The sequence below is a fragment of the Flavobacteriales bacterium genome (assembly GCA_025210805.1).
Lineage (GTDB): Bacteria > Bacteroidota > Bacteroidia > Flavobacteriales > CAJXXR01 > JAOAQX01.
This window is the reverse complement of the sequence record JAOAQX010000032.1, coordinates 34,772-56,353: the sequence shown is the minus strand read 5'-3', so window position 1 is coordinate 56,353 and position 21,582 is coordinate 34,772. Positions and strand designations below refer to the sequence as shown.

General features: G+C 32.7%; 18 protein-coding genes and 1 tRNA gene. 3 read left to right on the top strand and 16 right to left on the bottom strand.

The genetic code is table 11. From position 1 onward, the window contains the following. Positions 1-12: 12 nt before the first annotated feature. The 3 genes from N4A45_12515 to N4A45_12505 form a co-directional block, all read right to left on the bottom strand. The gene (locus N4A45_12515) at positions 13-1,701 is read right to left on the bottom strand and encodes a M23 family metallopeptidase (GenBank protein ID MCT4666043.1); all 1,689 of its coding nucleotides are present in this window, start codon (positions 1,699-1,701) and stop codon (positions 13-15) included. Then, positions 1,698-2,603, bottom strand: coding sequence for a tRNA (adenosine(37)-N6)-dimethylallyltransferase MiaA (gene miaA / locus N4A45_12510; GenBank protein ID MCT4666042.1), 906 nt, complete (start codon positions 2,601-2,603; stop codon positions 1,698-1,700). The genes N4A45_12515 and miaA overlap by 4 nt, the downstream gene beginning before the upstream one ends. A 77-nt stretch (positions 2,604-2,680) precedes the next feature. Continuing rightward, entirely contained in the window at positions 2,681-4,975 is a 2,295-nt protein-coding gene (locus tag N4A45_12505; protein MCT4666041.1) for a BamA/TamA family outer membrane protein, read from the bottom strand. Between the two features lie 13 nt (positions 4,976-4,988). Here N4A45_12505 and N4A45_12500 point away from each other — a divergent pair, with 13 nt between their 5' ends. Both N4A45_12500 and N4A45_12495 read left to right on the top strand, forming a co-directional pair. Then, positions 4,989-5,717: an RNA methyltransferase gene (locus N4A45_12500; protein MCT4666040.1), complete on the top strand. Its 729-nt coding sequence runs from the start codon at positions 4,989-4,991 to the stop codon at positions 5,715-5,717. 79 nt (positions 5,718-5,796) lie between these two features. Then, positions 5,797-5,871: transfer RNA gene (locus N4A45_12495), tRNA-Pro, on the top strand. A gap of 38 nt (positions 5,872-5,909) precedes the next feature. Here N4A45_12495 and N4A45_12490 read toward each other — a convergent pair. The 12 genes from N4A45_12490 to N4A45_12435 all read right to left on the bottom strand — a co-directional run bounded on the left by N4A45_12490 (position 5,910) and on the right by N4A45_12435 (position 19,157). Next, positions 5,910-7,064: a T9SS type A sorting domain-containing protein gene (locus N4A45_12490; protein MCT4666039.1), complete on the bottom strand. Its 1,155-nt coding sequence runs from the start codon at positions 7,062-7,064 to the stop codon at positions 5,910-5,912. A gap of 212 nt (positions 7,065-7,276) precedes the next feature. Further along, complete coding sequence (locus N4A45_12485; protein MCT4666038.1) at positions 7,277-8,434, bottom strand: T9SS type A sorting domain-containing protein; 1,158 nt, start codon at positions 8,432-8,434, stop codon at positions 7,277-7,279. Between the two features lie 557 nt (positions 8,435-8,991). After that, positions 8,992-9,507, bottom strand: a complete 516-nt coding sequence (locus N4A45_12480; protein ID MCT4666037.1) for a GNAT family N-acetyltransferase — start codon at positions 9,505-9,507, stop codon at positions 8,992-8,994. A gap of 87 nt (positions 9,508-9,594) precedes the next feature. Then, positions 9,595-10,071, bottom strand: coding sequence for a VOC family protein (locus N4A45_12475; protein ID MCT4666036.1), 477 nt, complete (start codon positions 10,069-10,071; stop codon positions 9,595-9,597). A 77-nt stretch (positions 10,072-10,148) separates the two neighbouring features. Next, positions 10,149-11,171 (bottom strand): type II toxin-antitoxin system death-on-curing family toxin, encoded by a 1,023-nt coding sequence (locus tag N4A45_12470; GenBank protein MCT4666035.1) that lies wholly within the window; start codon positions 11,169-11,171, stop codon positions 10,149-10,151. A 376-nt stretch (positions 11,172-11,547) separates the two neighbouring features. Next, complete coding sequence (locus N4A45_12465) at positions 11,548-12,435, bottom strand: hypothetical protein (protein ID MCT4666034.1); 888 nt, start codon at positions 12,433-12,435, stop codon at positions 11,548-11,550. Positions 12,436-12,760: 325 nt separating this feature from the next. Then, entirely contained in the window at positions 12,761-14,062 is a 1,302-nt protein-coding gene (locus tag N4A45_12460; GenBank protein MCT4666033.1) for an aminotransferase class I/II-fold pyridoxal phosphate-dependent enzyme, read from the bottom strand. 86 nt (positions 14,063-14,148) lie between these two features. Beyond that, entirely contained in the window at positions 14,149-14,538 is a 390-nt protein-coding gene (locus N4A45_12455; protein ID MCT4666032.1) for an OsmC family protein, read from the bottom strand. A gap of 3 nt (positions 14,539-14,541) precedes the next feature. Beyond that, positions 14,542-16,149 carry a M1 family metallopeptidase gene (locus tag N4A45_12450; GenBank protein MCT4666031.1) on the bottom strand — a complete coding sequence of 536 codons (1,608 nt, stop codon included), beginning with the start codon at positions 16,147-16,149 and terminating at the stop codon, positions 14,542-14,544. Further along, on the bottom strand, positions 16,146-16,493 hold the full coding sequence (locus tag N4A45_12445) for a DUF1801 domain-containing protein (protein MCT4666030.1): 348 nt from the start codon (positions 16,491-16,493) through the stop codon (positions 16,146-16,148). The genes N4A45_12450 and N4A45_12445 overlap by 4 nt, the downstream gene beginning before the upstream one ends. A 3-nt stretch (positions 16,494-16,496) precedes the next feature. Beyond that, positions 16,497-18,620, bottom strand: a complete 2,124-nt coding sequence (locus N4A45_12440) for a cation-translocating P-type ATPase (protein ID MCT4666029.1) — start codon at positions 18,618-18,620, stop codon at positions 16,497-16,499. Positions 18,621-18,623: 3 nt separating this feature from the next. Further along, entirely contained in the window at positions 18,624-19,157 is a 534-nt protein-coding gene (locus N4A45_12435) for a hypothetical protein (GenBank protein MCT4666028.1), read from the bottom strand. Positions 19,158-19,640: 483 nt separating this feature from the next. Here N4A45_12435 and N4A45_12430 point away from each other — a divergent pair, with 483 nt between their 5' ends. Continuing rightward, the gene (locus N4A45_12430) at positions 19,641-20,462 is read left to right on the top strand and encodes a mechanosensitive ion channel (GenBank protein MCT4666027.1); all 822 of its coding nucleotides are present in this window, start codon (positions 19,641-19,643) and stop codon (positions 20,460-20,462) included. A 129-nt stretch (positions 20,463-20,591) separates the two neighbouring features. Here N4A45_12430 and N4A45_12425 read toward each other — a convergent pair whose 3' ends face one another. After that, on the bottom strand, positions 20,592-21,470 hold the full coding sequence (locus tag N4A45_12425) for a bifunctional 5,10-methylenetetrahydrofolate dehydrogenase/5,10-methenyltetrahydrofolate cyclohydrolase (protein ID MCT4666026.1): 879 nt from the start codon (positions 21,468-21,470) through the stop codon (positions 20,592-20,594). Positions 21,471-21,582: the final 112 nt, after the last annotated feature.

Here is a 21,582-nt window from a genome sequence, read left to right as displayed (position 1 = left end):
AACTAGTAATCCCTAACGGATAAATTCTGTTTTTATGATTTTAGAATTGCCACAATTGTCGGTTATTTGAAAACTAAACTGATGTTTTTTTCCATTTGGCTTATTTTCAAAATAATGGTAAAAACGATTCCTTTTGGCATCATAGTCTACAATAACCCATTTTCCGTTGAGTTTTGCTTCATATTTTTTTATGCCAGATTGTAAATCTAATCCTTTTATAATGATCTTTTTCTTTTTTGTAAGATTTTGCCCTTTCTTGAAATTTAAGATTTTGATATAAGGTCGGTCATTATCATAATCTAAGGTGAAATCTTTGAGATTCCTTGTTTTTATAAAAATTCGCTTGCCTTCAAAACGGGCCTTTTGATAACTTCCATTAAACACAAAACAAAGCTTATGAATTCTAGAGAGTAATTTCTCTGGGCAATCCATTTCAATTTTTATTTTCTTATGAATTCCATAGTTCTCAGGTTCAATATCTACTTTAGGAATACCTTTTACCCATTGGGTATCTAGTGTAAAAGCGATATCGTGATATAAACTCTTAGACGAAAACGCCATTTCAATTCCTTTTTCATCAACAATAGAAGCTTCTTTATAAGATAAATTGAGTCCTTCTTTTAAGGAGCTATTTTTTTCTTCTCTAGATTTTTTAAACTTCCACTGTGCTACCGAAATATTTCCTTTTATATCTTTTACAATCACTTTTGCCTGATGCACAAGATTGTCCTCTATTTCTTTAAACAGTATTTGCTTATCATAATCTATGACACTCAATTTCATATTCGGCATAGGAAATAGTCTTAAAAATCTTTCTTTCGCTTTTTTTAAAAAATCGTAATCTACTAAAGCATTTATGTATCTACTTTCTGCATAAGAATACTCGTCCATAAGTACTGAAAACGCCTTTTGATTATCCACATAATAATCTAGGCTATAAAATCCGTTTTTGTTTTTTGCACCATTTGCCCGATCATAAATTTTTATTCCAAAGGCAGGAAATCCAGTCGTTTTAAGCGTGTCTGAAATCATATATTTTCCGCTTCCTGTTTCCTTAAAGGTGAATTTTTCACGACGATTAATGAGTCCCTCTGCATCTGAAGCGAAATCATACACCATTAAAGATGAAATATCTGGTGGTATTTTGTCGCTCACTTTTTTAAAAACATACTGAGGATTTATAGGGTGCTGATTTGCCATATTTCTTACCTCAAAATGCAAATGTGGACCTCCAGAACCTCCAGAATTTCCAGAAAGACCTATTTTCCCTCCTTGTTTTATGGGTAATTTGCCTTCCTTAACGGTTAAATCAACTTCATTCTTCTTATTTCTTTTTTGATACGATTTTATAAAACGATCTATTTGAGGGTTGAACTTTTGAAGATGCGCATAAACACTAGTAATCCCAGATTCAGGATGGTGGATATATAATGCTTTTCCGTATCCGTATGGAGAAATTTTTATCCTCGAAATATATCCATCGGCAATAGAAACAACCTTTTTTCCCTCTACTCCTCCTGTTTTAATATCTAATCCGCCATGGAAATGATTGGAACGTAATTCACAAAAATTTCCCGATAGTTTCATGGGGAAATTCACTGGTGGTACAAAGTGGTATTTACTTAGTTTTTTTTCCCAATTTGTTTGACTCCATGCAAACTGACTGAGGAGTAGGAATAAAAAGATGATTTTTTTTATCATAAATATTTTTCTATAAATTGTATTATTTCTTGCTTTTCCGAGGGATGAAAGAACTGCATTTCTTTATCTCTTCTAAACCAAGTCATTTGTCTTTTTGCATATCTTCGTGTGTTTTGTTTTATTTTCTCCACACAGGTTTTTCGATCTATTTTATTGTCAAAAAAATCAAAAAACTCTTTGTATCCCACAGTTTGAAGTGCTTGTCTGTGTTGATGATTAATCAACTCTCTAACTTCGTTTTCTAATCCCTCTTCCATCATCAAGTCTACCCGATGATTAATACGTTCATAAAGTTCTTCTCTTTCTCTCTGAAGAGCTATTTTCAATACGCTAAAAGGTCGTTCTTTCGCCTTTTTGTTTTTTTGATAATAACTTAAATTTTTTCCTGTTTGCCAATACATTTCAATAGGACGCATCAATCTTCTATGGTTTTGTTGATCCACTTGTGCCCAAAATTCTGGATCTATTTCTTTTACCAGTTCTTGAAGACCTACTAAGCCTTTTTGTGCAAAAAGAAGTTCTACCCGATCTCTAGTTTCTTGTTCAATGGGCGGAATATCATCAATCCCTTCCAGTAATGCCGAATAATATAAACCAGAACCTCCTACAAGAAAAGCGATATTCTTTTTTTGAAACAATTGTTCTAAAATCTGTAGAGCATCTCTTTCAAATTTACCAACGGAATAATGCTCATCAAGTGATAAATGCTGAACAAAATGGTGTTTTACATCTTGCATTTCTTTTTCACTTGGCACAGCAGTTCCAATAGACATTCCCTCAAAAAACTGACGAGAATCACATGATAATATTTCTGTACCAAAATATTTTGCCAATTCTACGCTCAAATTAGTTTTTCCAATGGCGGTTGGACCTGTTAATAAAACAAGAAATGGTTTTTTCATCAGTTTTTTTTAAATAAAACACAAAAGTAAGAAAAAGAGATTGTACAATTTTGCTTTCCTTATTTGAACAACATGACCTAAAAAGGATATCCAATTCCAATATTTAGCTGAACATTAGAAGTGGTAAAAGGCTGATTAATAATCCACCTTTCAGATCTTGGTAGTGAGATATACTCTTGACTCCCTGGTTGATTTTTGTCGTAATTTGGATTTCTTTTACCCAAAGTAGGATCATAAAGCGGATATCCTAAATCGACTCTAAAAACAGCAAAATCGAAATCGAATCTTAAACCAACTCCTGTACCCAAGTACAATTGGGTATAGAAATTATCTAAAGCGAAAGTTGCTCCTGGTCTCAATAAATTCCCTTCATTATCACGAGATTCTCTTAAATCCCAAACATTTCCTGCATCTACAAAAAATGCTCCTTTAAAGGATTCATAGATGGCAAAACGATATTCAACATTAAGCTCTAATTTAATATCTGCGGAATAATTGAGGCGATTGTTATCGCTGTATTCTCCAGGTTCTGAGACTATAGGAGGAAAAGCACGAATATCGTTAGAACCTCCAATAGTATATTGCTTGTTAAACGGTAGTGATACAGAATTTCCGTAAGGGATTCCAAGACCGGTAAACATCCGAACTCCTAATTCTGTTTTCGTTCCAAACTTAAAAAAATGTCGATAATCCAAATCTAGTTTGATGTATTGAGAAAATGGAATTCCCAAAACGGTATAAGTACCCTCTTCTGTAGTCTTAAAAATACTCGTAAGATTACCTAAGGTTCTGAGTATATTTCCACTAAATTCCACCCGTCCTATAAAGTAATCATAATCTAGTGATTTTCTTGGATTTTGATTATTATAAGTAAATACATAACTGGTAGATGGGTTGGCAAAATTGGAAAAATTCTGTTGAATCTCTGGACCCGAAAAACCTGATAAATCAGAGTTTTCATCCATTCTAATAAAGTTGATCTGAACAGGATTTAGTTGATGCCCTGTTTTTCCAAATTTCCAAGAATAACCAAAATAAGCACTCGACTCTACCCTTCCATACAAAGGGTTTTTGAATCTATTAAAACTCAATGCTACCTTTGTTTTAGCATAACTGGTGGGTGGAAATAGTTTCTGGGTATTAAACGGAGATAAAATTTTCGGGAATGTGATATCCGTTTCAAGACCATAGGAATGAATACTGAAAAAGTTGAATCTTTCATTTTCCCCCAAATTATTGAGATCTCCCCTCATGGATCCAAATAACTTTACTCCCCAGGTTTCCCCTCCTCTAAATAGATTACGCCTCGTAAGCTCTATTCTTCCAGAAATACCAAATGCTCCAGTATGGTGGATCCCTTCCAAAAGTTGTGTCTGAGAATAGCGTTTTTGTTCGTTGAGTTCTATAAAAATGGCAATATTTTGAGGTGATGACTCAGATATATTAATTCTAATTTGCTCAAATACATTCAAATTATTGAGCTTAGAATAGGTTAAATCTATTGCTTCTCTATTATATAAGTCCCCTTTTTTGAACAAAAGACTTGAAGTAATTACCTGTTTTTTTAAAGGAAAAGGCTTATTGTTTTCTAAGTAAATGGTGAGTTCAGGATACTTTACTGTATCAATCTTTACTACAGCATCTGACTTAGAATCAATCAATCTGATATAAATATCTTCATAGGTATATTTTTTAAAATTAGAAACCACAGAATCCTCAGATATTCTCCTATGAATAAGATATCTAAGTTCAACATTTCCATTTTTACCCAAAGTATCCGCAACAAAACGGATATTATTTTCATTAAAATCAAAATATCCTTTACTTGCCAATAATTTTTTAATGTGTAGTCGTTCCTCTGCTATTTTCCAATAATCGTAGGCATCACCTTCTCTTAGTCTATTTTCATAAGGAAATCGTTCTATCAAATGGGCAATCGCCGAATCTTTTATTCCTGTTTTATCCATTTGAGAAACAGGATAAGATTTTCCTCTGTAAACTCTATAGATTACTTTCGTTTTTCGTTTTTTGGTAATTTCTTCAACCGTTACACGGTTTTGGAAATAGGATTTATTTTTAAAATAAAAATGTAGCTGTTCTCTTGAATTCTCTGTAGCAGCCGGATCATATAGGACTTTTACATTTTTGAGACCCATGAACTTTTTCTTAGGCTTTTGCTTGATATATGAAAGGATTTCTTCATCCTGACTTTTTTTTCCGTCAATAAAAATCTCTAAACCCGTAAGAATAGATTGGGTTTCTGGAACCCCTTTAGTAACACTACATGACAAAAAATGAGCAGACAGCCCTAAAATAAAAAGGAATCGTATAATTTTACCCAGAATAATTTTATTCGCTATCATTCGTTTCATTCAAATACGTGGTATGTTATCAAAAGCTAAACAAAAGTACATACAATCTCTCCAAAGAAAAAAGATTAGATATAAAGAAAACCGATTTATCGCCGAAGGGAAAAAAACCATCGACACACTCTTGCAGTCTAATCTTGAAGTAGAACATCTGTTTTCTTTACAAGAATGGAACCAATTTACGCAATATCAAAATACTAATTTTCACTTAATTTCAAAAGAAGAATTAGATTCTATTTCCAATATGTCTCAGGCTGACGATGGTATTGCTATTGTAAAAATACCTGAAGAAGCTATTAATACTTCAGAAATATCGGAATGGAGTATTTTATTGGATCAAGTAAACGACCCTGGAAACCTTGGGACTATTATCCGTTTAGCAGACTGGTATGGTATCAAACAAATTTTTTACACCAAAGGAACTACAGATCCTTATCAACCCAAAACGGTTCAAGCTTCTATGGGTGCTATTGGAAATATTACAATCTCTGAAGTTCCTGATCATTTTTTATCCAATATTGAGCTTCCAAGTTTTGGAACGGTGATGGATGGCGAAGCTCTAAAAGCTGGAGATTTTCCTGAAAAAGGTATTTTAATTATGGGAAATGAAGCAAATGGAATCCGCCCAAATATCTTGGAACAGGCTGACAAAAAAATTAGAATTGATGCACATTCCAATACTTTATCGGAGTCTTTAAATGTGGCTATGGCAACAGGAATCTTTCTAGATCGAATTTTTCATTAATATTTTTTTAGCTAAATATTGTTTAAAACAAAATAAAAACATAATATTGCACCCGCTAAAGGGCAAAAACACTAAAATTCGGGGTGTAGCGTAGCCCGGTTATCGCGCCACGTTTGGGACGTGGAGGCCGCAGGTTCGAATCCTGCCACCCCGACTAAAAAAAGCATTTGATTTTCATCAAATGCTTTTTTTTTATAAACTAACTTTGAGTATCTCTCGTTCCTCTTCCCCTTGTAAAACAACAATATATAAAGCATTTGGAAATGCTGAAAAATCTATTTCTTGTTGATTATTTAAATTTCCAAAAAAGGAGACCAATTGACCCGAAGTATTGTAAATTCTTAAAGAATACTCTTTATCAACTTGGAGAAGTTTTAAACTTTTTTGACTTGAAAGGTATATCATTTTAGAACGCTCAGCAGAGGTTTTTTCAACTGAAAGATTGGTATTAAAATACATCCGACTCATAACTCTAGTCATCCAATTCCCGTTTTCATAATTTTCAAATTTCTTTTTCCAAAAAGCCTGAAAAGGAGTCTGAATAGATAAAGAAAATCCATCTTCAAAAGGTTCTACCGTTTTTAGCTCAGACCATGAAAAAGGGATTAGAAAGTAGGTACTCCTATCACTTGGTTTTAAATTTCCAGAGTGAATAACATAATGCGTTGCTGTTACTTTACCTTCTTCATAAACAAAATTTGTTTGAGAATCATCTGTCCATATTCCTTTCTTTTTCCTTGTTACTTTACTTTGAGACAATAAATTATCTAGATCATAAGAGTATTCTGTCTTATAATCAACAGAGGCAATAAGATCCTTTGAATATGTGGAATCTACTTGTCCATTTGCATTATAATACAAGAATATTTTTTGAACAGTATCTTGCTCTGAAGGATAAACTTTTACATAAGTAATTTCACTCAATAAACCCATTGAATTATATTCATAGAGTTTTCTTTTATAATCCAATTTTTTATCAAAGAAATCAAAATTATCTCGATGTTCCTTTAACTTTCCATTTGGATAAAAAATACTCCTAAATTCTCTTGTCGTATCACTATTTCCATTAAAAAATCCAGTTGTAACATAAGTTCTTACTTCATTTGGAGAATATGAATATTTTGTTTGAGTATAAGTGGTGGATGTACCACTATAATAGCCTCTGTTTTCACTAGAAACACATTGGTTTCCTATAAAAGTAAAATGCCTTCTATAACTATTGGAATCTAAAGAACCATTATTCCAATAATAATCCACCACAACTGAACTATCTACTCTGTGAAGATTCTGGGCATAAGAAGGAAAAAAATTGTACAAGATCAAAAAAACTAAAACTAACCTATTCATTTTCTGATGGTTTTAAAGGTGTAATCATAAAAATAATAAAAAAATCTAGATTACACCATTTATGAAGCTAACTCACTCATTAACAATGGTGAAATACTAAAATCAACCACAAAGTAGTGACTTAGAGAGTAGTTTTAGCCAGTAATCGTTATTAATCCATTTCAATCTGGTTTTAACCAAAGCCAATCCCGTCCTTAAAGTAGAAATCCGTTCTATAGTTTAAATTTCAATACTTGACGCCCCTTTTTACTTTGCAAAACGGCAATATAAATACCCGTACTCAATTTTGGAAGTTGAATATTTGTTTCTCCTATAATCCCGCCATATTCATTTATTGTTTGTCCTGTAATATTCAAAATACTCAAAGAAGAATAATTTTCTAATTGTGTAATTTTCAACAAACCTGTTTGGGCTTCGTAATGCATTTTTGCAAGTTCGTTTTCTTGATATTCTTCTACAGAAATTTTTGGCGTGAAATAATATTTTGTCTTTTCATCTACAATCCAAGTTCCAGAATTATTGAGATCTACTTCTACTACCTCTTGTGTAAAAGCGTTTACAGGTAAATTACTCTCATAATCAAATGGGTTTGTAAGTTTAAGAGGCGAGAGAGTATGATCCCAAAGGTGGTTGATAATATCATAGGTTACTCTTTCTTTAGATTCCCAAACTCCATTTTCTCCAAGTAATGTTTCTTTTATTACTTGGGTCGCACTATTGGTATAAGTAATATCTTTATTCTGCTCCCAAAAAATGTCACTAAAATCATAGATCTTTTCACTAGTAAGCTTCCCGTTTGTATAAAAATAGTGATATTTATTTGCTACTCCTATATCACCATGAAGTGTTTCAACTATAGAATCTAATTGTGATGAATTATTATAATAAAAATGTGCAACTTTATTAACCACAGGAGGTGTTTGAGATACATTATAGTTTATTAACTTATTGATTCTTCCTTGTGAATTGTATTCATATTTCACTTTGATAAACTGAGTAGAATTACCCATAATTTTCAGAAACAATTGATGCTCCACCAATCGGTTATTTTGATCATATAAGTTTCTTGTGTGGCTTAAAGTATCTATAGAACCATTGTTTAAAGTATCTATATATCGCACATTCGCCTCATTTGCACCATACTCAAAATCAATAGCATAATTATCGAAAATAGTATCTTCAACATAGGTTATATACCCTTTTGAACATTGATTTCCTGTATATTCAAAGTCTACAGACTGGAATGCGGTATCAATTCCATCATCATAATGATAATAGGTTATTTCCCTTATACTATCTAACTGATTAGTAATTTGAGCAGATGCAACTGCAAATAGTAATAAACTAAAAGTGAATAGATTTTTCTTCATAGCTATGAATTCGTATTTGTTTTAAAATTATGCTCAAAATTATCGTCTTATTTTTTATTCAATATTATTTTTCAGTTCAATACACCTATTCAATCGACTAATAATAAATATTTTACACCAATTATTTATTCAGCACTTACATTAAAATGGTATTAAAACCATTTACTCATATTCGCACTCAATTAAAAAAGCCTAATCAAAAAATTTCTTGATTAGGCTTTTTAAAAATATTTTCAGATCCTGAGTTCTAGCTCAAATTCAATCCTTCAGCTAATGCATCTCTAAGAACGGTAAAACCTTCTGCTTCTACAGAGCGTGCATACACATTGTTGAACTAAACCCGTTTCACTGGTAGCTTTTTCTTAAAAGCACCTAAAACTACAAAATTCTCTAATTTTAAGAAAGTTAAAGATCATGAAAAAAGACCTTTGATTACTCAAAAGTCTTTCGATATTTTCTAAAAACGTCCTGTTTAGAGATTTTAGGTTTTAGCCGATCCCGATGTTTTCGGGACAAGCTATTGTCTTCAGATTTTGCTCTGCGAGGAATTTGAAGACTTAGTTATTGTACTGCGTTTTATTTATTCTATAATATACTGAGTTCTCAATCCCTTCACAACTGTCATTTTTCCAAAATTTCATTTTCAATTTTTCTAAAACTACAATAGACGCTTTATTATCAATAGAAGCTCGCCCAATAACTTCATTAATTTTTAAGTTATTGAATCCGTATTCCAAAGAAGCTCTTGCCGATTCAGTTGCATAACCTTTTCCCCATTGATTTTTGAAGAAACGAAAACCTAAATCGATTAATTTTTCTTCATTGAGTTTTAATCCACACCAACCTATAAAATCATTAGAACCCTTAGAAATTACTGCCCAACGTCCAAATCCATTTTTTTTATAATCATTGTAATTTCTCAAAAATGATTCAGCTTCAGAAACTGATGAAAAAGCTCTATCTCCTGTATATTTTAAAACTTCAGGGTCTGAATTTAGATTATAAAAATCTTCTGAATCCGAAATATCTAGTTCACGCAATATAAGTCTTTTTGATTCAATTATTTTTTTCATTCCTTAATGCAATATTGTTAGTTTAGTTAAAAATTTAAACTTAGGCAAGTTTACAATTATATTTCTTTAAACCGTCAAATTGTAAGTTTATCGAACTTTGTTATTTGTACCAATTTTTTCTAATTCTTTCCATTTTTCATAAGAAATAATTCCATTTTCGGGTTTTCCTTTTCCATCCAAAATTCCAATATATTCAAGTGAATGTCCATCAGGGTCTTCAAAATATATCGATATAGCAGGCATCCAAGCAAAAACCATAGGTCTCTCAGTTCCATCGTTTAGGAAATTCCGACACTTAATATTATGTTTTTTTAAATATTCAACAGATTCATTTAAAACCCAATCAGGTTCACATTCAAAAGCAAAATGTCTTATATCAATTTCCTCTTTTGGTTTTTCCCATAGTCCTAACATAAATTGCTTAGGTTTTCCAATCCAAAAAAAAGCAGCTCGCCTTTCATCTTCAAAATGGCATTGTTCTAATTTCATTTTTTTCGAGTAAAAATCAATCGATCGTTCAAGATTTTCAACAAATAAATGTGTTTCAAAAAGTCCTTTAATCATCTATATTTCCTGTTTTTCAATGTAGTACAACGTTTCGGCTATGTGTAGTGTCCCGAAGGGCATTACGTATATTAGGCTTAGTTTTTTATTAGGTTCATTATTAATTTCAGAATAGTATCTCTTTGCTCTGGCAAACTTTGAGCAACAGCAAGTGCTAATGTTACAAGAGTGTTGTCATCAATTTTTCTTTTTCCTACTTGATTTTTGTGATAATTATTCTGCTCAAGGAACCAAACAAAAATGAACGATCCAATTCTTTTATTTCCATCACTAAAGGCGTGTCCCTTTATTATTGAGTACAATAACTGAGCAGCTTGTTCTTCCACTGTTGGATATGCAAGTTTTCCAAATACTGTTTGAGATATGCTTCCTAATATTCCTTCAAATGATTTGTCTTTTTCATTTCCGAAGATTTCAGACGCTTCTCCTTTTTGAATAAGAGACTGTTTAAGTTCTTGGATTGCCTTCTTTACGTCATCGTAGTTTATTATGTAAATAACATCTTCATTCAATCCTTCCATTGACAATTCTTCTGTGTCATATTTATTTAGAAGTTCGAATGATTTTGAATAGTGTCCTATTATTGAAAGGAAGCCATCGGTTATTTGTTTTTGATTTTGAAAAGCAGCTTCATTTAAGTAGTCTATCTGTAATTCAAGCTCTTTAATTTTTTCGGCACTAGATTGAAGAAGGCTTTTATTTATGGTGTAACCTTTAAGTAAATATTCCTTTAATTTATCTGTTGCCCATATTCTAAATTCCGTTGCTAGAGGAGACTTTACTCTGTATCCTACAGATATTATTACATCAAGGTTGTAATGAACTACTTCTCTTTGGACTTCTCTACTGCCTTCTAGTCGAACTTGTGCAGTTTTTGCACTAGTTGCTGCTTCATCAAGCTCTCCTTCTTTAAAAGCATTTTTTATATGTCGATTAATAACAGTTCTATCCCTTCCAAAAATATCTGCAATTTGAAGCTCAGTTGCCCAAAGAGTATCAGCACCTTTGTCCAGAATTACTTGGTATTCAGTAACACCTTGAGTAGGCTTAAAAGCAACTAGTGCTCTCTTCTCATCAGTATTTTTAGATTCTGTGTTCATATTGTGTTTTCAAATTAACCCCAACGGTGCGTATAAGAATAGTAGCAGACTGTGTGGTACTTTCCTATCAAGTTACAGAAAAGTTAAAGCGGGCTACAGCCCTTGAATTCACTACTATCTCGGCTATTATTTTTATAAAGTGTTCAACTAAACCCGTTTCACAGGTAGCTTTTTCTTAAAAGCACCTAAAACTACAAAATTCTCTAATTTTAAGAAAGTTAAAGATCATGAAAAAAGACTTTTGATTGCTCAATAATCTTTTGATATTTTCTGAAAACGTCCTGTTTAGAGGTTTTAGGTTTTAGCCGATCCCGATGTTTCGGGACAGGCTACCTAGTTCAGATTTTGCTCTGCGAGGAATTTGAAGGCTTAGTTATTAGGTGCTGTTATTTATTATTCTATTAATTACTTTCATTTTACGTCTTACGGTTCTATAACTTAAATAATGACTATAAAATTGATTTTTATAAGTATTTAATAATGCTTGCATTTGGATATACTGGTGAGTACAATCTAATAAATCTTTATCAAAAACTTTAGTGATTTCTAATTCATAGTATTCTTTTATTAAATCTAACGATGGCTTTATTACATAATTATAAGTGATGTAATAATCTGTTCTTTTGTCTTCATCTAAATTTTGCCAATCAAACCATATCAAATCTTGTTTATTTATGAATTCTGCAATTTTACTGGGTAATTCTTTACCGTTAACTTCTACCATTAAGTGGTCAAAATTTAATCTGAATTTACCTAAAGCATCTTTATATTTATTATGATATCCAATATGTTTATCAACCATTGTTATTAAATCAGGTTCAATCCTGTTTTCTGTAAATTTTAGAACTTTTAACGAAGCCCAAAGCTTGTGGAACGAAATCTCGTCTTTTTTTCTATTGCAAAAGCAAAATTTCCATTTTCTTTTAATTCGATATGCTTCGTATATATCTGTAAATTTAAGCTCATAAAAAGTATCTAAATATGTTAACTCTTTATGAGTTAAACTCCAACTTTGATTATGTTCTATGGACACTGTTTTGTGAAATTTAAATACATTTGACTCAGAAACTTCAAGTTCACTAATAGTTTTACTTATAAGTATTTTTATAGTATTTCGAATATCCTTTCGCTTTTTAAATTCATTACTTTTTTGAAACAAATACTTAACGATTCCACCTGTTATAAAAATGAATAGGGAGATTATCGCTGTAAAATAAATTTTGTTTGCAGGGTTATTAATAAAATCCCATAATGTTTCTTTCATTAAAGTTCACGGTTTTAATAGTGCCTAACAACCATATAAACACCCCCTCACATAACACAGGTGCATTTATACGCCTTATACGTTTATACTTTTTGTCATAATCAAAAACACAAAAAGCCCAGTAAATACAAGTTTTGGAAGTAAATCTAGAGGTACTATTTATATTTTTGAATATCATGATACTAAGGTACAAAAAACATTTTTATGGAGAAAAAATAAACGAATAATACCAATTACTATTTTTCAACTTCAAGCAAAAAGCCTGATCAAGAAATCTAAGTAAATTTCTTAATCAGGCTTTATTAAAATACTTTATAATTTGAGTCTAGCTCAAATCCAATCCTTCCGCTAATGCATCTCTAAGAACGGTAAAACCTTCTGTTCCTACAGAGAGTCTTACAAGAGAATTGGTAATTCCTCTTAAACATCTTTCTTCTTCTGGCACTACCGAGTGAGTCATACTTGCGGGGTGTTCTATATAAGAAATTACAGAACCTAAACTTACCGCCAATTCCATTGGTGTTTCAGGTCTTGCAAAGTAATTCATTAGGCTTACTCCTGCATCAAAACCACCTTTTAGTTCAAAGGCGATCATTCCTCCACCATTTCTCATTTGTGTTTTGCACAATTCATGATCTGGGTGAGACTCAAGTCCTGGATACCATATTTGATCTACTTTTGGGTGATTCTCTAAAAACTCTGCAAGTTTTTGAGCAGTACCACACTGAGCTTCCATACGGATTCCTAAATCTTGTACACTCAAGCTATTCAACCAAGAATCAAAAGGTGAAGGTGTAGGTCCGAAATCTTTATAAGCTAAGAAAAGATCATTTGAAAAATATTCAAATGGTCCTAAAGCCGCACCTGCAATAGAAGCAGAATGCCCATTTACATATTTTGTTAAAGAGTGAATAACGATATCTGCTCCTAGCCTAAAAGGTTGTTGTAAATAAGGAGAACAGAAAGTATTATCCACAATCAAAAGTGCTTCATCGGCTTCAGTTATCTGAGATAAAGCTTCAATATCGCACATTCTTAATGTAGGATTATCTGGTGTTTCTACAAAAAGCGCTGCAATATTGTGGTGTTTTTCAAACAAGGCCTTAACTGCTTCGGTGTTTGTAGCGTCCACAAAGTGAACCTCCACTCCCCAACGTTCCTCTAAATACCTTGCAAAAGAGTCTGTACAACCATAAACATTACCAAAAACCAAAGCATCACCTGGTTTTACAAATCCCATAATTGTTGTTGAGATTGCTGCCATCCCTGATGAAAAAACCAATGTTCCAATAGTTGGTTCTTTTTCATCATTTGCCAAAGCATCATCTATCAAGTGCTTACATTCAAGCTGGAACAATACTTTTTCTAAATACTCTGTATTTGGATTTCCTAGTCGGGTATAAATTCTTGCAAAGGGTTTTTCTCCTGAAGGGGAAACTCCTAAGAATCTGTCAGCTCCATCTTGTACATTACGAAATTTGAATGTAGATTTTTGATGAATACTCGGCAAACCTGTACCAGAACAAATTGCGTTGAACACATCGGCATTCAATTGTTTTTCTTCTGAGCGGAGGTATTTATTTTTTTTCTCAACCCAATTGGGCCACCAATCAAATCTTCCTTTCATGGGTGATTTATTTTAATGTTTACTATAATTTTAGGCGAATTTATTCCTATTTTTTGAATAGGAAATTATCCATTCTTCAAGATTCTTTAAAAATCCCAAGAAACGGTAATTTCACTGTTTCCTGCCAATAATTTATGTACAGGACATTTTGGCGCTATTGCTTTTAATCTTTTTTGCTGTTTCTCATCAAAATCACCCTCAATAGAAATATGAATATGAAAAGCTGTTGAACGATCTTCTTTCATTTCAAAACTGGTGTCGGCAGTAATACTTCCTACTTCCCATCCTTTTCTCTCAATATACATTTTGAGCGTCATCGTTGTACAACCACCCAATGCTGCAGTTAAATGCTCTTTTGGACTTGCTCCATAATTCCCTCCATTATTTGCAGGTGAATTATCCATTTGGAGATTATAATCTCTTACCGCTGTATCAGTTTTGTACTGATCTTTTGTTGTTGTTTTTGTAGTAATCATGTTTTATTTTAGATTGATATCAAACAGAAAGTGTCTAAAAAGATAATTTTGAAATTCTTCCCGATGTTTTTTGGGAATTTTTATCTTGTTTTTGCTCAAAATATATTTTCGATTGCCAATTTCGATAGGAATTTTAAGATTACCTAATCCTTCCAGATAAATAAGATCCTTTCTTCGCTTTCTTTTGATAAACACTCGGGGGATTTCTTTTTGATCTAAATAGACCTTAAAAAATACATCCAACTCTTTATCAAGAGATTGTTCCAAAAAATCTTTTACTTCTTCTCCTGTTACAATTTGATGGCGAAATTTAAGTGATAATTTTTTAATGGTTTGTAACCAAAGTCTATCATCAGCCACGATATTTCTCAAAGTATGCAACACCCAAGTTCCTTTAAAATAGATATCAGTGTGGTGACCACTTTTATGAGTATGAGGAACTCCTTGCAGAGGAGCATCGTGAGTAATTCTTTTTCTTTGATAAGCTAAATAATCTAACATCGACTCATAACCATACAAATCCTCCACATACAAAGCTTCTGAATACGTACAAAAACTTTCGTGAATCCACATATCTGCACGATCTTTCATGCTCACAGAGTTTCCCCACCACTCATGACCACTTTCATGAATAATGATAAAATCAAAATCTATTTCCTTTGGGTAAGCTCCTAAATACCCCTTTTTGTATTGATTTCCATAAGCGATTGCAGACTGGTGTTCCATACCTAAATAAGGTGTTTCTACCAAGGCATAACCGTCTTTTGGAAAAGGATACGCTCCGAAATATTTTTCGAAACTACGAAGCATGGGTTTCACTTGTGTGAATTGCTTTTTGGCTTTTTTAAGATGATTTTTTAAAACATAATAATCTAAATCAATAACAGCTCCATCTACACTTTGAAAAGTATCAGAAAAATGGGTATAATTTCCAATATTCATAGTGATATTATAATTATTGATGGGATGATGTGTTTTCCAAGTTGTTTTACGCCACCCGTTTGCTAAAATAGAATCCGCATAAAGGTTTCCATTGCTCACAAAAAATAATGAATCAGGGTAAGTGCAAGAAAATGTTACACTATCTGCTTCATCTGACAACAAATCTTTATTTGGCCACCAAGTACTGGCACCATCACCTTGACAAGAAACCCCTAACCAAGGATTTGCTTGCGTATCTTGATACCATGTAAAACCGCCGCTCCAAGGGGGATTTTTTGCTTCAAGAGGACTCCCTTCATAATATATTGTAAACTGACTATTACTTCCTTTTTTTAACATTTCAGGAAAAGTGATCATCACTTGTCTATGAATTCTTTTGAAAGGAAGTGACTGCCCACTCCAAATAATTCTATTTATAGATAAATTTTTGTGTAAGTCAACAGAAAGTTTTTCCGTTTCATTATTAAGTTCAAAATAAACTGTGACATGCCCTTTCAGCTTTTTCTCCTCAAAACTTACTTGTAAATCTAGTTCATAATGATGAACATTATAGGCTAATCTTTCTTTGTTTGGCGTTGCCAAAAGAATATTTTCTTGTCCATAAACAGAGGTTTTCAAACTTAAAAACATCGATAAGATCAAAAAAAATGTGATGGTATTTTTATTCACAACTGATGGTGTTTTTTTACAGTTTCTAATATTTCCAAAAATTCTTCTTCGGGAAAATCGCCCTTGGGGTCAAAATGAAATACTTTCACCCATTTTCTTCCTTCAAAAACTAATCTAGGGTGATCATAATTTTCACCTTGCATAAAACCTAAATAAAATGCTTGCTTTTTTTCATTTTTATATAGATAAATTACGTTTTTTCCATTCAGACAAAAAAAAGGAACTCCATACTTTTTCGCTTCATCAAATTCTGGAATACGCTTTTTGATCAATTCTCGGATATACAAATAAGTAGCACGGTAATTCTCCGAAAGATTGTGGTAATATTCCTCTACAGCATTCATCTTCTATTTTTTTGTTTTTAACCAAAGTGAATTCCCCACTACTACGACATCAGAAAATGCCATAAACAATGCAGCATACATTGGATCTACAAATCCTAGAAGTGCCATGGGAATGGCAACCAAATTATAAGAAAATGCCCAAAATAGATTTTGCTTAATTGTTTGATAAGTAAGGTAAGAAATTCGATGTGCCTCTTTTAATTGACCGATTTTATCAGGATTCAACAAGAGAATATCTGCTTGGTGCTGGGTAATATCATTGGCATGAGTAAAAGAAACACCTATGTCAGCTTTTTTCAAAGCGGGTGCATCATTTATTCCATCTCCTACCATAGCTGTATGTGCGTTTTGAGATGCTTTTTGAATAAGCAAAAGTTTTTCATCTGGCAATAATTCGCCCTTTGCTTCTATTCCGAATTCAATGGATAATTCATCTACTTTTTCCTGTTTATCTCCGCTGATAATTGACAAATTAATTCCACTTTTCTCAAAATATTTTAAAGTTTCTTGGGTATCTTCTTTTACCTCGTCACTCAATTTTACAGAAGCAATATGCACTTGATTTTTAATCAAAAATAGATGAAAGTCTTGAGCTTTATTTTGCTCAGGCAACCATCTATAAGAACCTAATTTCCAAATATTGCCCTCAGGATCTTTACCAAGTATTCCGAAACCCGCTTGCTCTTCAATATCATTTAATTCTATTATTTCTTTTTCATGATCTATTAAAGAATTTCTTATTGATTTAGCGATAGGATGGGAAGAATGGGATTCTAATGCATCTATAACACTTCGCACTTTTAGGGCAGATTCCTCTCCAAATATTTTAATTTCATCCACCACAAATGATCCTTTGGTGAGCGTTCCTGTTTTATCTAAAAATATTTTTTTCACTTTTGCAAAATGCTCTAAAGCTTGAGCAGATCGAAACAAAACTCCTTTTTTAATTGCTTTTCCAATTCCCACGACTACCGCTGTAGGCGTTGCTAAGCCTAATGCACAAGGACAAGAGATTACTAAAACGGCAATACTTCTGAGTACCGAAGCTTGTAAACTAATATCAAAAAGGAAATAGTTTAAGAAAAAACCTAATACAGAAATACTCGCAACAATAGGTACAAACCAAGCACTCACTTGATCCGCCAAATGCTGAATGGGCGCTCTTTGAACTTCCGCTGACTCCATCATTTCTACAATTCTAGAAAGTGTACTGTTTTTTGAGACTGCTTCAACACGCATCACAAAACTTCCATGAACATTAATAGATCCACTTTTTACGGTATCTCCTTGTCCTTTTGTTATCGCATGAGATTCACCAGTAAGCATAGATTCATCAAGAGAAGCGTCTCCAGACTCTATCCTTCCATCGCAAGGAATTGCGTCACCTTGATTAATCATTACATAAGCACCAATGGGAATATCTTTTGTTTTCTTTTCTTCTAATCCTTCGGCTGTTTTTACGGTGTAAACATCCTCTTCAAAACTTCTTAGCTCACTCAAAGCTGTATTGGTTTTTTTGAGGGCATAATGCTCGATCACAGAACCCAAAAGAACCAAAGTAATTATGGTTGCCGAAGTTTCAAAGAACATATATTCGCCAGGGTTTTGAGTAAAAAACAACCCGTATAAGCTGTACCCAAAGGCCGATAGAGCCCCCATAAGAATCAGAACATCCATATTGGCTAATCCTGCACGGATAGAACCTATTGCACCTTTTCCGTAATTCATCAGCCCGATAATCAAAACAGGAATAGACAACACTAGCTGAACATAACCATTTTGTATCCAGCTTCCTTTAGAAAAAAACATTGCTGAAAACAATAATAAAGAAAAGGGCAAAGTCAAAAAGAAATACAAGACTGCTTTATGGGTGCTTCTTTTGCTTTTTAGTGCTTCAATATCGTTATTTTCATCAATAATTTGTGCTTTAAAACCCGATTTTTCAATGTCTTTTTTAATGGTTTCTAGGTCAATATTCTCCACAAAATCAAAACGCACTAAATCGTCTTGAAATCTTACATCAACGTTTTTGAGCCCCTTAGCTTCAAGTGTTTTTCTTACAGAAAGTGCACAATTTGCACAGGTCATTCCTTCTACAATAAACTCTTGTTTTTTTATACTAGCCATGGTTTAAAATTGTTTGGCAACTTCCGTTCGAATTTGAACCAAAGCCATATCCGCTATCCATTCAACCGCTTCTTCATGTTCTTCATCTAGCTTCGCTTGCATCATTTGGAAAAATGCAGGCGATGGCGTTTGAGGAGGCATTCCTTTTGACAATTCTGCAAGCTCCAACACTACTTGATTTTTTGCAGCTTCAATGGTTTCCCAAAGCTCACGAGACACATATATTTGCTGTGAAATATTGTGATCAAATTCTTGCTGAACACTTTGTTGTAAAACATTTTTATACTCCATTGCCGAAATATTTTCTTGAGGATGCATTCGTATGATCAAGCTTTTTGGATGAATTCTTTCAAGAAATAAAGCCAACCTTTCATAAGCTTGTAGCCTTGCTGGTGTAGCAATTTGTTGATTCATTTTCCTCAATTCTAAATAACGCATTTCTTCTTCTCTTTGTAAAAAACGCTGAATAAGTAGATAAATTCCACCCAAAACAATGAGAAAAATTGCTACAATACTTAAAGTGATATATAATTCCATATTTATTGTTGTTTTAGTCTTACTTTGGTAAAGGTAAGCATTGCTCTGAATATTCTGAACAAAGCTAAAAGCGCTTCCCTCAAAAATAGATCTTCTGCGACAACAATTATCATCAAAAACGGCAACTACAGCTAACAAAGATTAGATATAAATATTTGTTGGATATAAAAGAATCATTCGATATTATTATCGACTTTACACCCTTTTCCCCCATTTATTAGCAGAATCACAATGTATAACTACACTTTCACCTTTGAATTCTCTTTTGATCTTCAAATAGAATTAATTAAGCTCAAATCCCAAAAAACAACTGACAAATCTCGAAAAATTGAATTTAACTAACATTTTACTACAATTCACTTTTATAACACTCCATTTATAGAAAAATCATTTGCACATGAACACAATCTATCTTAACTTGTAGTCATAAATCCTAATAGAACTATAATTAGGATAGAAACTTTAACATTATTATAAAAAATTATGGAAACGATTAAACAATCTTTAGATGCATTTATTACATCTGGAATTCAAGGTGCTGGAGAATGGGCACCAAAACTTTTAGGAGCATTAGTTGCTTTATTTATTGGTTTTCTTATCATACGTCTTTTGATTAAAGGAATTTCGAGGTTAATTCATGCTTCTAAGATGGATGCCACTTTAAAACCATTTATCATTACCACTGTTGGGCTCTTGCTTAAAGCCTTATTATTTATTTCTGTTGCTTCCGTTTTAGGTGTAGAAATGACTTCTTTTGCAGCTTTATTAGGAGCAGTTGCTTTAGCAATTGGAATGGCATTCCAAGGTTCTTTTGGAAATGTAGCTTCTGGGGTAATGATTCTCATATTCAAACCTTTTAAAGCCGGTGATTTAATTGAAGTAAATGGACATTTAGGTTTTGTAAAAGAAGTATCCGTATTTGTTACATTTTTAGAAACTTTTCAAAACAAAACAGTAATTGTACCTAATGGAAAAATCACTGCCGAATCTATTGTGAATTTCTCTGCAAAAGGAAATGTAAGAGCAGATATCCCTTTTGCAGTAAGATATGATGCAGACCAAGACAAAGCTCAAGAAATTGTTTTGAATGTTCTTAAAAACTCACCAATTGTTCTACAAGATCCAGCACCTTCTGTTTATGTAACAAATCTTGGAGAAAGTTCTGTAGAATTTCTTGCTTTACCTTTCTGTACTGTTGAAAATTACTGGGATGTTTATTGGGGATTAAGAGGACAAATAAAAGCTGAGCTTGGAAAAGCTGGGTTTGAAGCTCCGTTTAAGCAAGTGGTTTATAACCAAAAATAATCATTGAAAATTTTAGCGAGTAATCGTATTACTCATTAAAAAAGGAGTTGAACCATTTGATTGGTTAACTCCTTTTTTTTTGATTTATACCGATGAATAAATTAACACCAAAAATGGGCTATTTTTTATTTAGTTCGCAAATTTCTGGTATGCTTTTAAAGTATTCTGTAATAAAGAAGCGATCGTCATGGGGCCTACACCTCCAGGTACTGGTGTAATTGCTTGTACTTTTTTAGAAACTCCAGCAAACTCAACGTCTCCTTTCAGTCTAAATCCTCTTGGAGCCTCAGGATCATCGATTCTATGAATACCCACATCGATCACCACGGCACCTTCTTTTACCATATCTTCTTTTATAAACTCCGCTTTACCAAGTGCCACAATCAAAATATCAGCATTTTGGCAATGTTGCTTTAAATTCTTCGTTCTACTATGCGTAAGCGTTACGGTAGAATTCCCCCCTAAAACATTCCTACTCATCAAGATACTCATAGGAGTTCCTACAATATTACTTCTTCCAACAACCACACAATTTTTACCTTCGGTTTCTATATTACTCCTTTTCAAAAGCTCAACAATCCCATTAGGTGTTGCTGGTAAAAATGTATCCATTCCTAAAACCATTTCACCAATATTTTGTGGATGAAATCCATCCACATCTTTTGATGGATCAATCGCCATAGTGACATTTTCTTCTGATATATGCTTAGGTAAAGGAAGCTGCACAATAAAACCATCAACTGAAGTATTTTGGTTTAACTTTTGAATCTCTTGTATCAATTCTGACTCTGATATATTTGCATCAAATCTCAAAATTTCTGAGGCAAAACCTACATATTCACAAGCCTTCACTTTTGCATTTACATAAGTTCTACTTGCTCCATCATCACCCACTAAAATGGCTATAAGTTTTGGTGCTCTTTTTCCTTCTTCTTGAATTGTTTTACAAGTATCTTTTATTTCATCTTTGATGCTTGCAGAACATTGGGTACCGCTTAAGAGAATCATGCTAATTTATTTTAATTGAAACATAAACTAGCGAACAAATTTACATCAATTTTGTTATTATTATTTAGAAAAAAAAATGAAGATTTCAACAACCAAAAATTAAAGAAAAATT

What these genes read in the sequence shown, in the direction of transcription:
- N4A45_12505 (MCT4666041.1), bottom strand. Translation starts at nt 4,975, where the DNA reads ATGAAACGAATGATAGCGAATAAAATTATTCTGGGTAAAATTATACGA.
- N4A45_12500 (MCT4666040.1), top strand. Translation starts at nt 4,989, where the DNA reads ATGTTATCAAAAGCTAAACAAAAGTACATACAATCTCTCCAAAGAAAA.
- N4A45_12475 (MCT4666036.1), bottom strand. Translation starts at nt 10,071, where the DNA reads ATGATTAAAGGACTTTTTGAAACACATTTATTTGTTGAAAATCTTGAA.
- N4A45_12490 (MCT4666039.1), bottom strand. Translation starts at nt 7,064, where the DNA reads ATGAATAGGTTAGTTTTAGTTTTTTTGATCTTGTACAATTTTTTTCCT.
- N4A45_12465 (MCT4666034.1), bottom strand. Translation starts at nt 12,435, where the DNA reads ATGAAAGAAACATTATGGGATTTTATTAATAACCCTGCAAACAAAATT.
- N4A45_12435 (MCT4666028.1), bottom strand. Translation starts at nt 19,157, where the DNA reads ATGGAATTATATATCACTTTAAGTATTGTAGCAATTTTTCTCATTGTT.
- N4A45_12470 (MCT4666035.1), bottom strand. Translation starts at nt 11,171, where the DNA reads ATGAACACAGAATCTAAAAATACTGATGAGAAGAGAGCACTAGTTGCT.
- N4A45_12460 (MCT4666033.1), bottom strand. Translation starts at nt 14,062, where the DNA reads ATGAAAGGAAGATTTGATTGGTGGCCCAATTGGGTTGAGAAAAAAAAT.
- N4A45_12455 (MCT4666032.1), bottom strand. Translation starts at nt 14,538, where the DNA reads ATGATTACTACAAAAACAACAACAAAAGATCAGTACAAAACTGATACA.
- N4A45_12425 (MCT4666026.1), bottom strand. Translation starts at nt 21,470, where the DNA reads ATGATTCTCTTAAGCGGTACCCAATGTTCTGCAAGCATCAAAGATGAA.
- N4A45_12515 (MCT4666043.1), bottom strand. Translation starts at nt 1,701, where the DNA reads ATGATAAAAAAAATCATCTTTTTATTCCTACTCCTCAGTCAGTTTGCA.
- N4A45_12440 (MCT4666029.1), bottom strand. Translation starts at nt 18,620, where the DNA reads ATGGCTAGTATAAAAAAACAAGAGTTTATTGTAGAAGGAATGACCTGT.
- miaA (MCT4666042.1), bottom strand. Translation starts at nt 2,603, where the DNA reads ATGAAAAAACCATTTCTTGTTTTATTAACAGGTCCAACCGCCATTGGA.
- N4A45_12485 (MCT4666038.1), bottom strand. Translation starts at nt 8,434, where the DNA reads ATGAAGAAAAATCTATTCACTTTTAGTTTATTACTATTTGCAGTTGCA.
- N4A45_12480 (MCT4666037.1), bottom strand. Translation starts at nt 9,507, where the DNA reads ATGAAAAAAATAATTGAATCAAAAAGACTTATATTGCGTGAACTAGAT.
- N4A45_12445 (MCT4666030.1), bottom strand. Translation starts at nt 16,493, where the DNA reads ATGAATGCTGTAGAGGAATATTACCACAATCTTTCGGAGAATTACCGT.
- N4A45_12430 (MCT4666027.1), top strand. Translation starts at nt 19,641, where the DNA reads ATGGAAACGATTAAACAATCTTTAGATGCATTTATTACATCTGGAATT.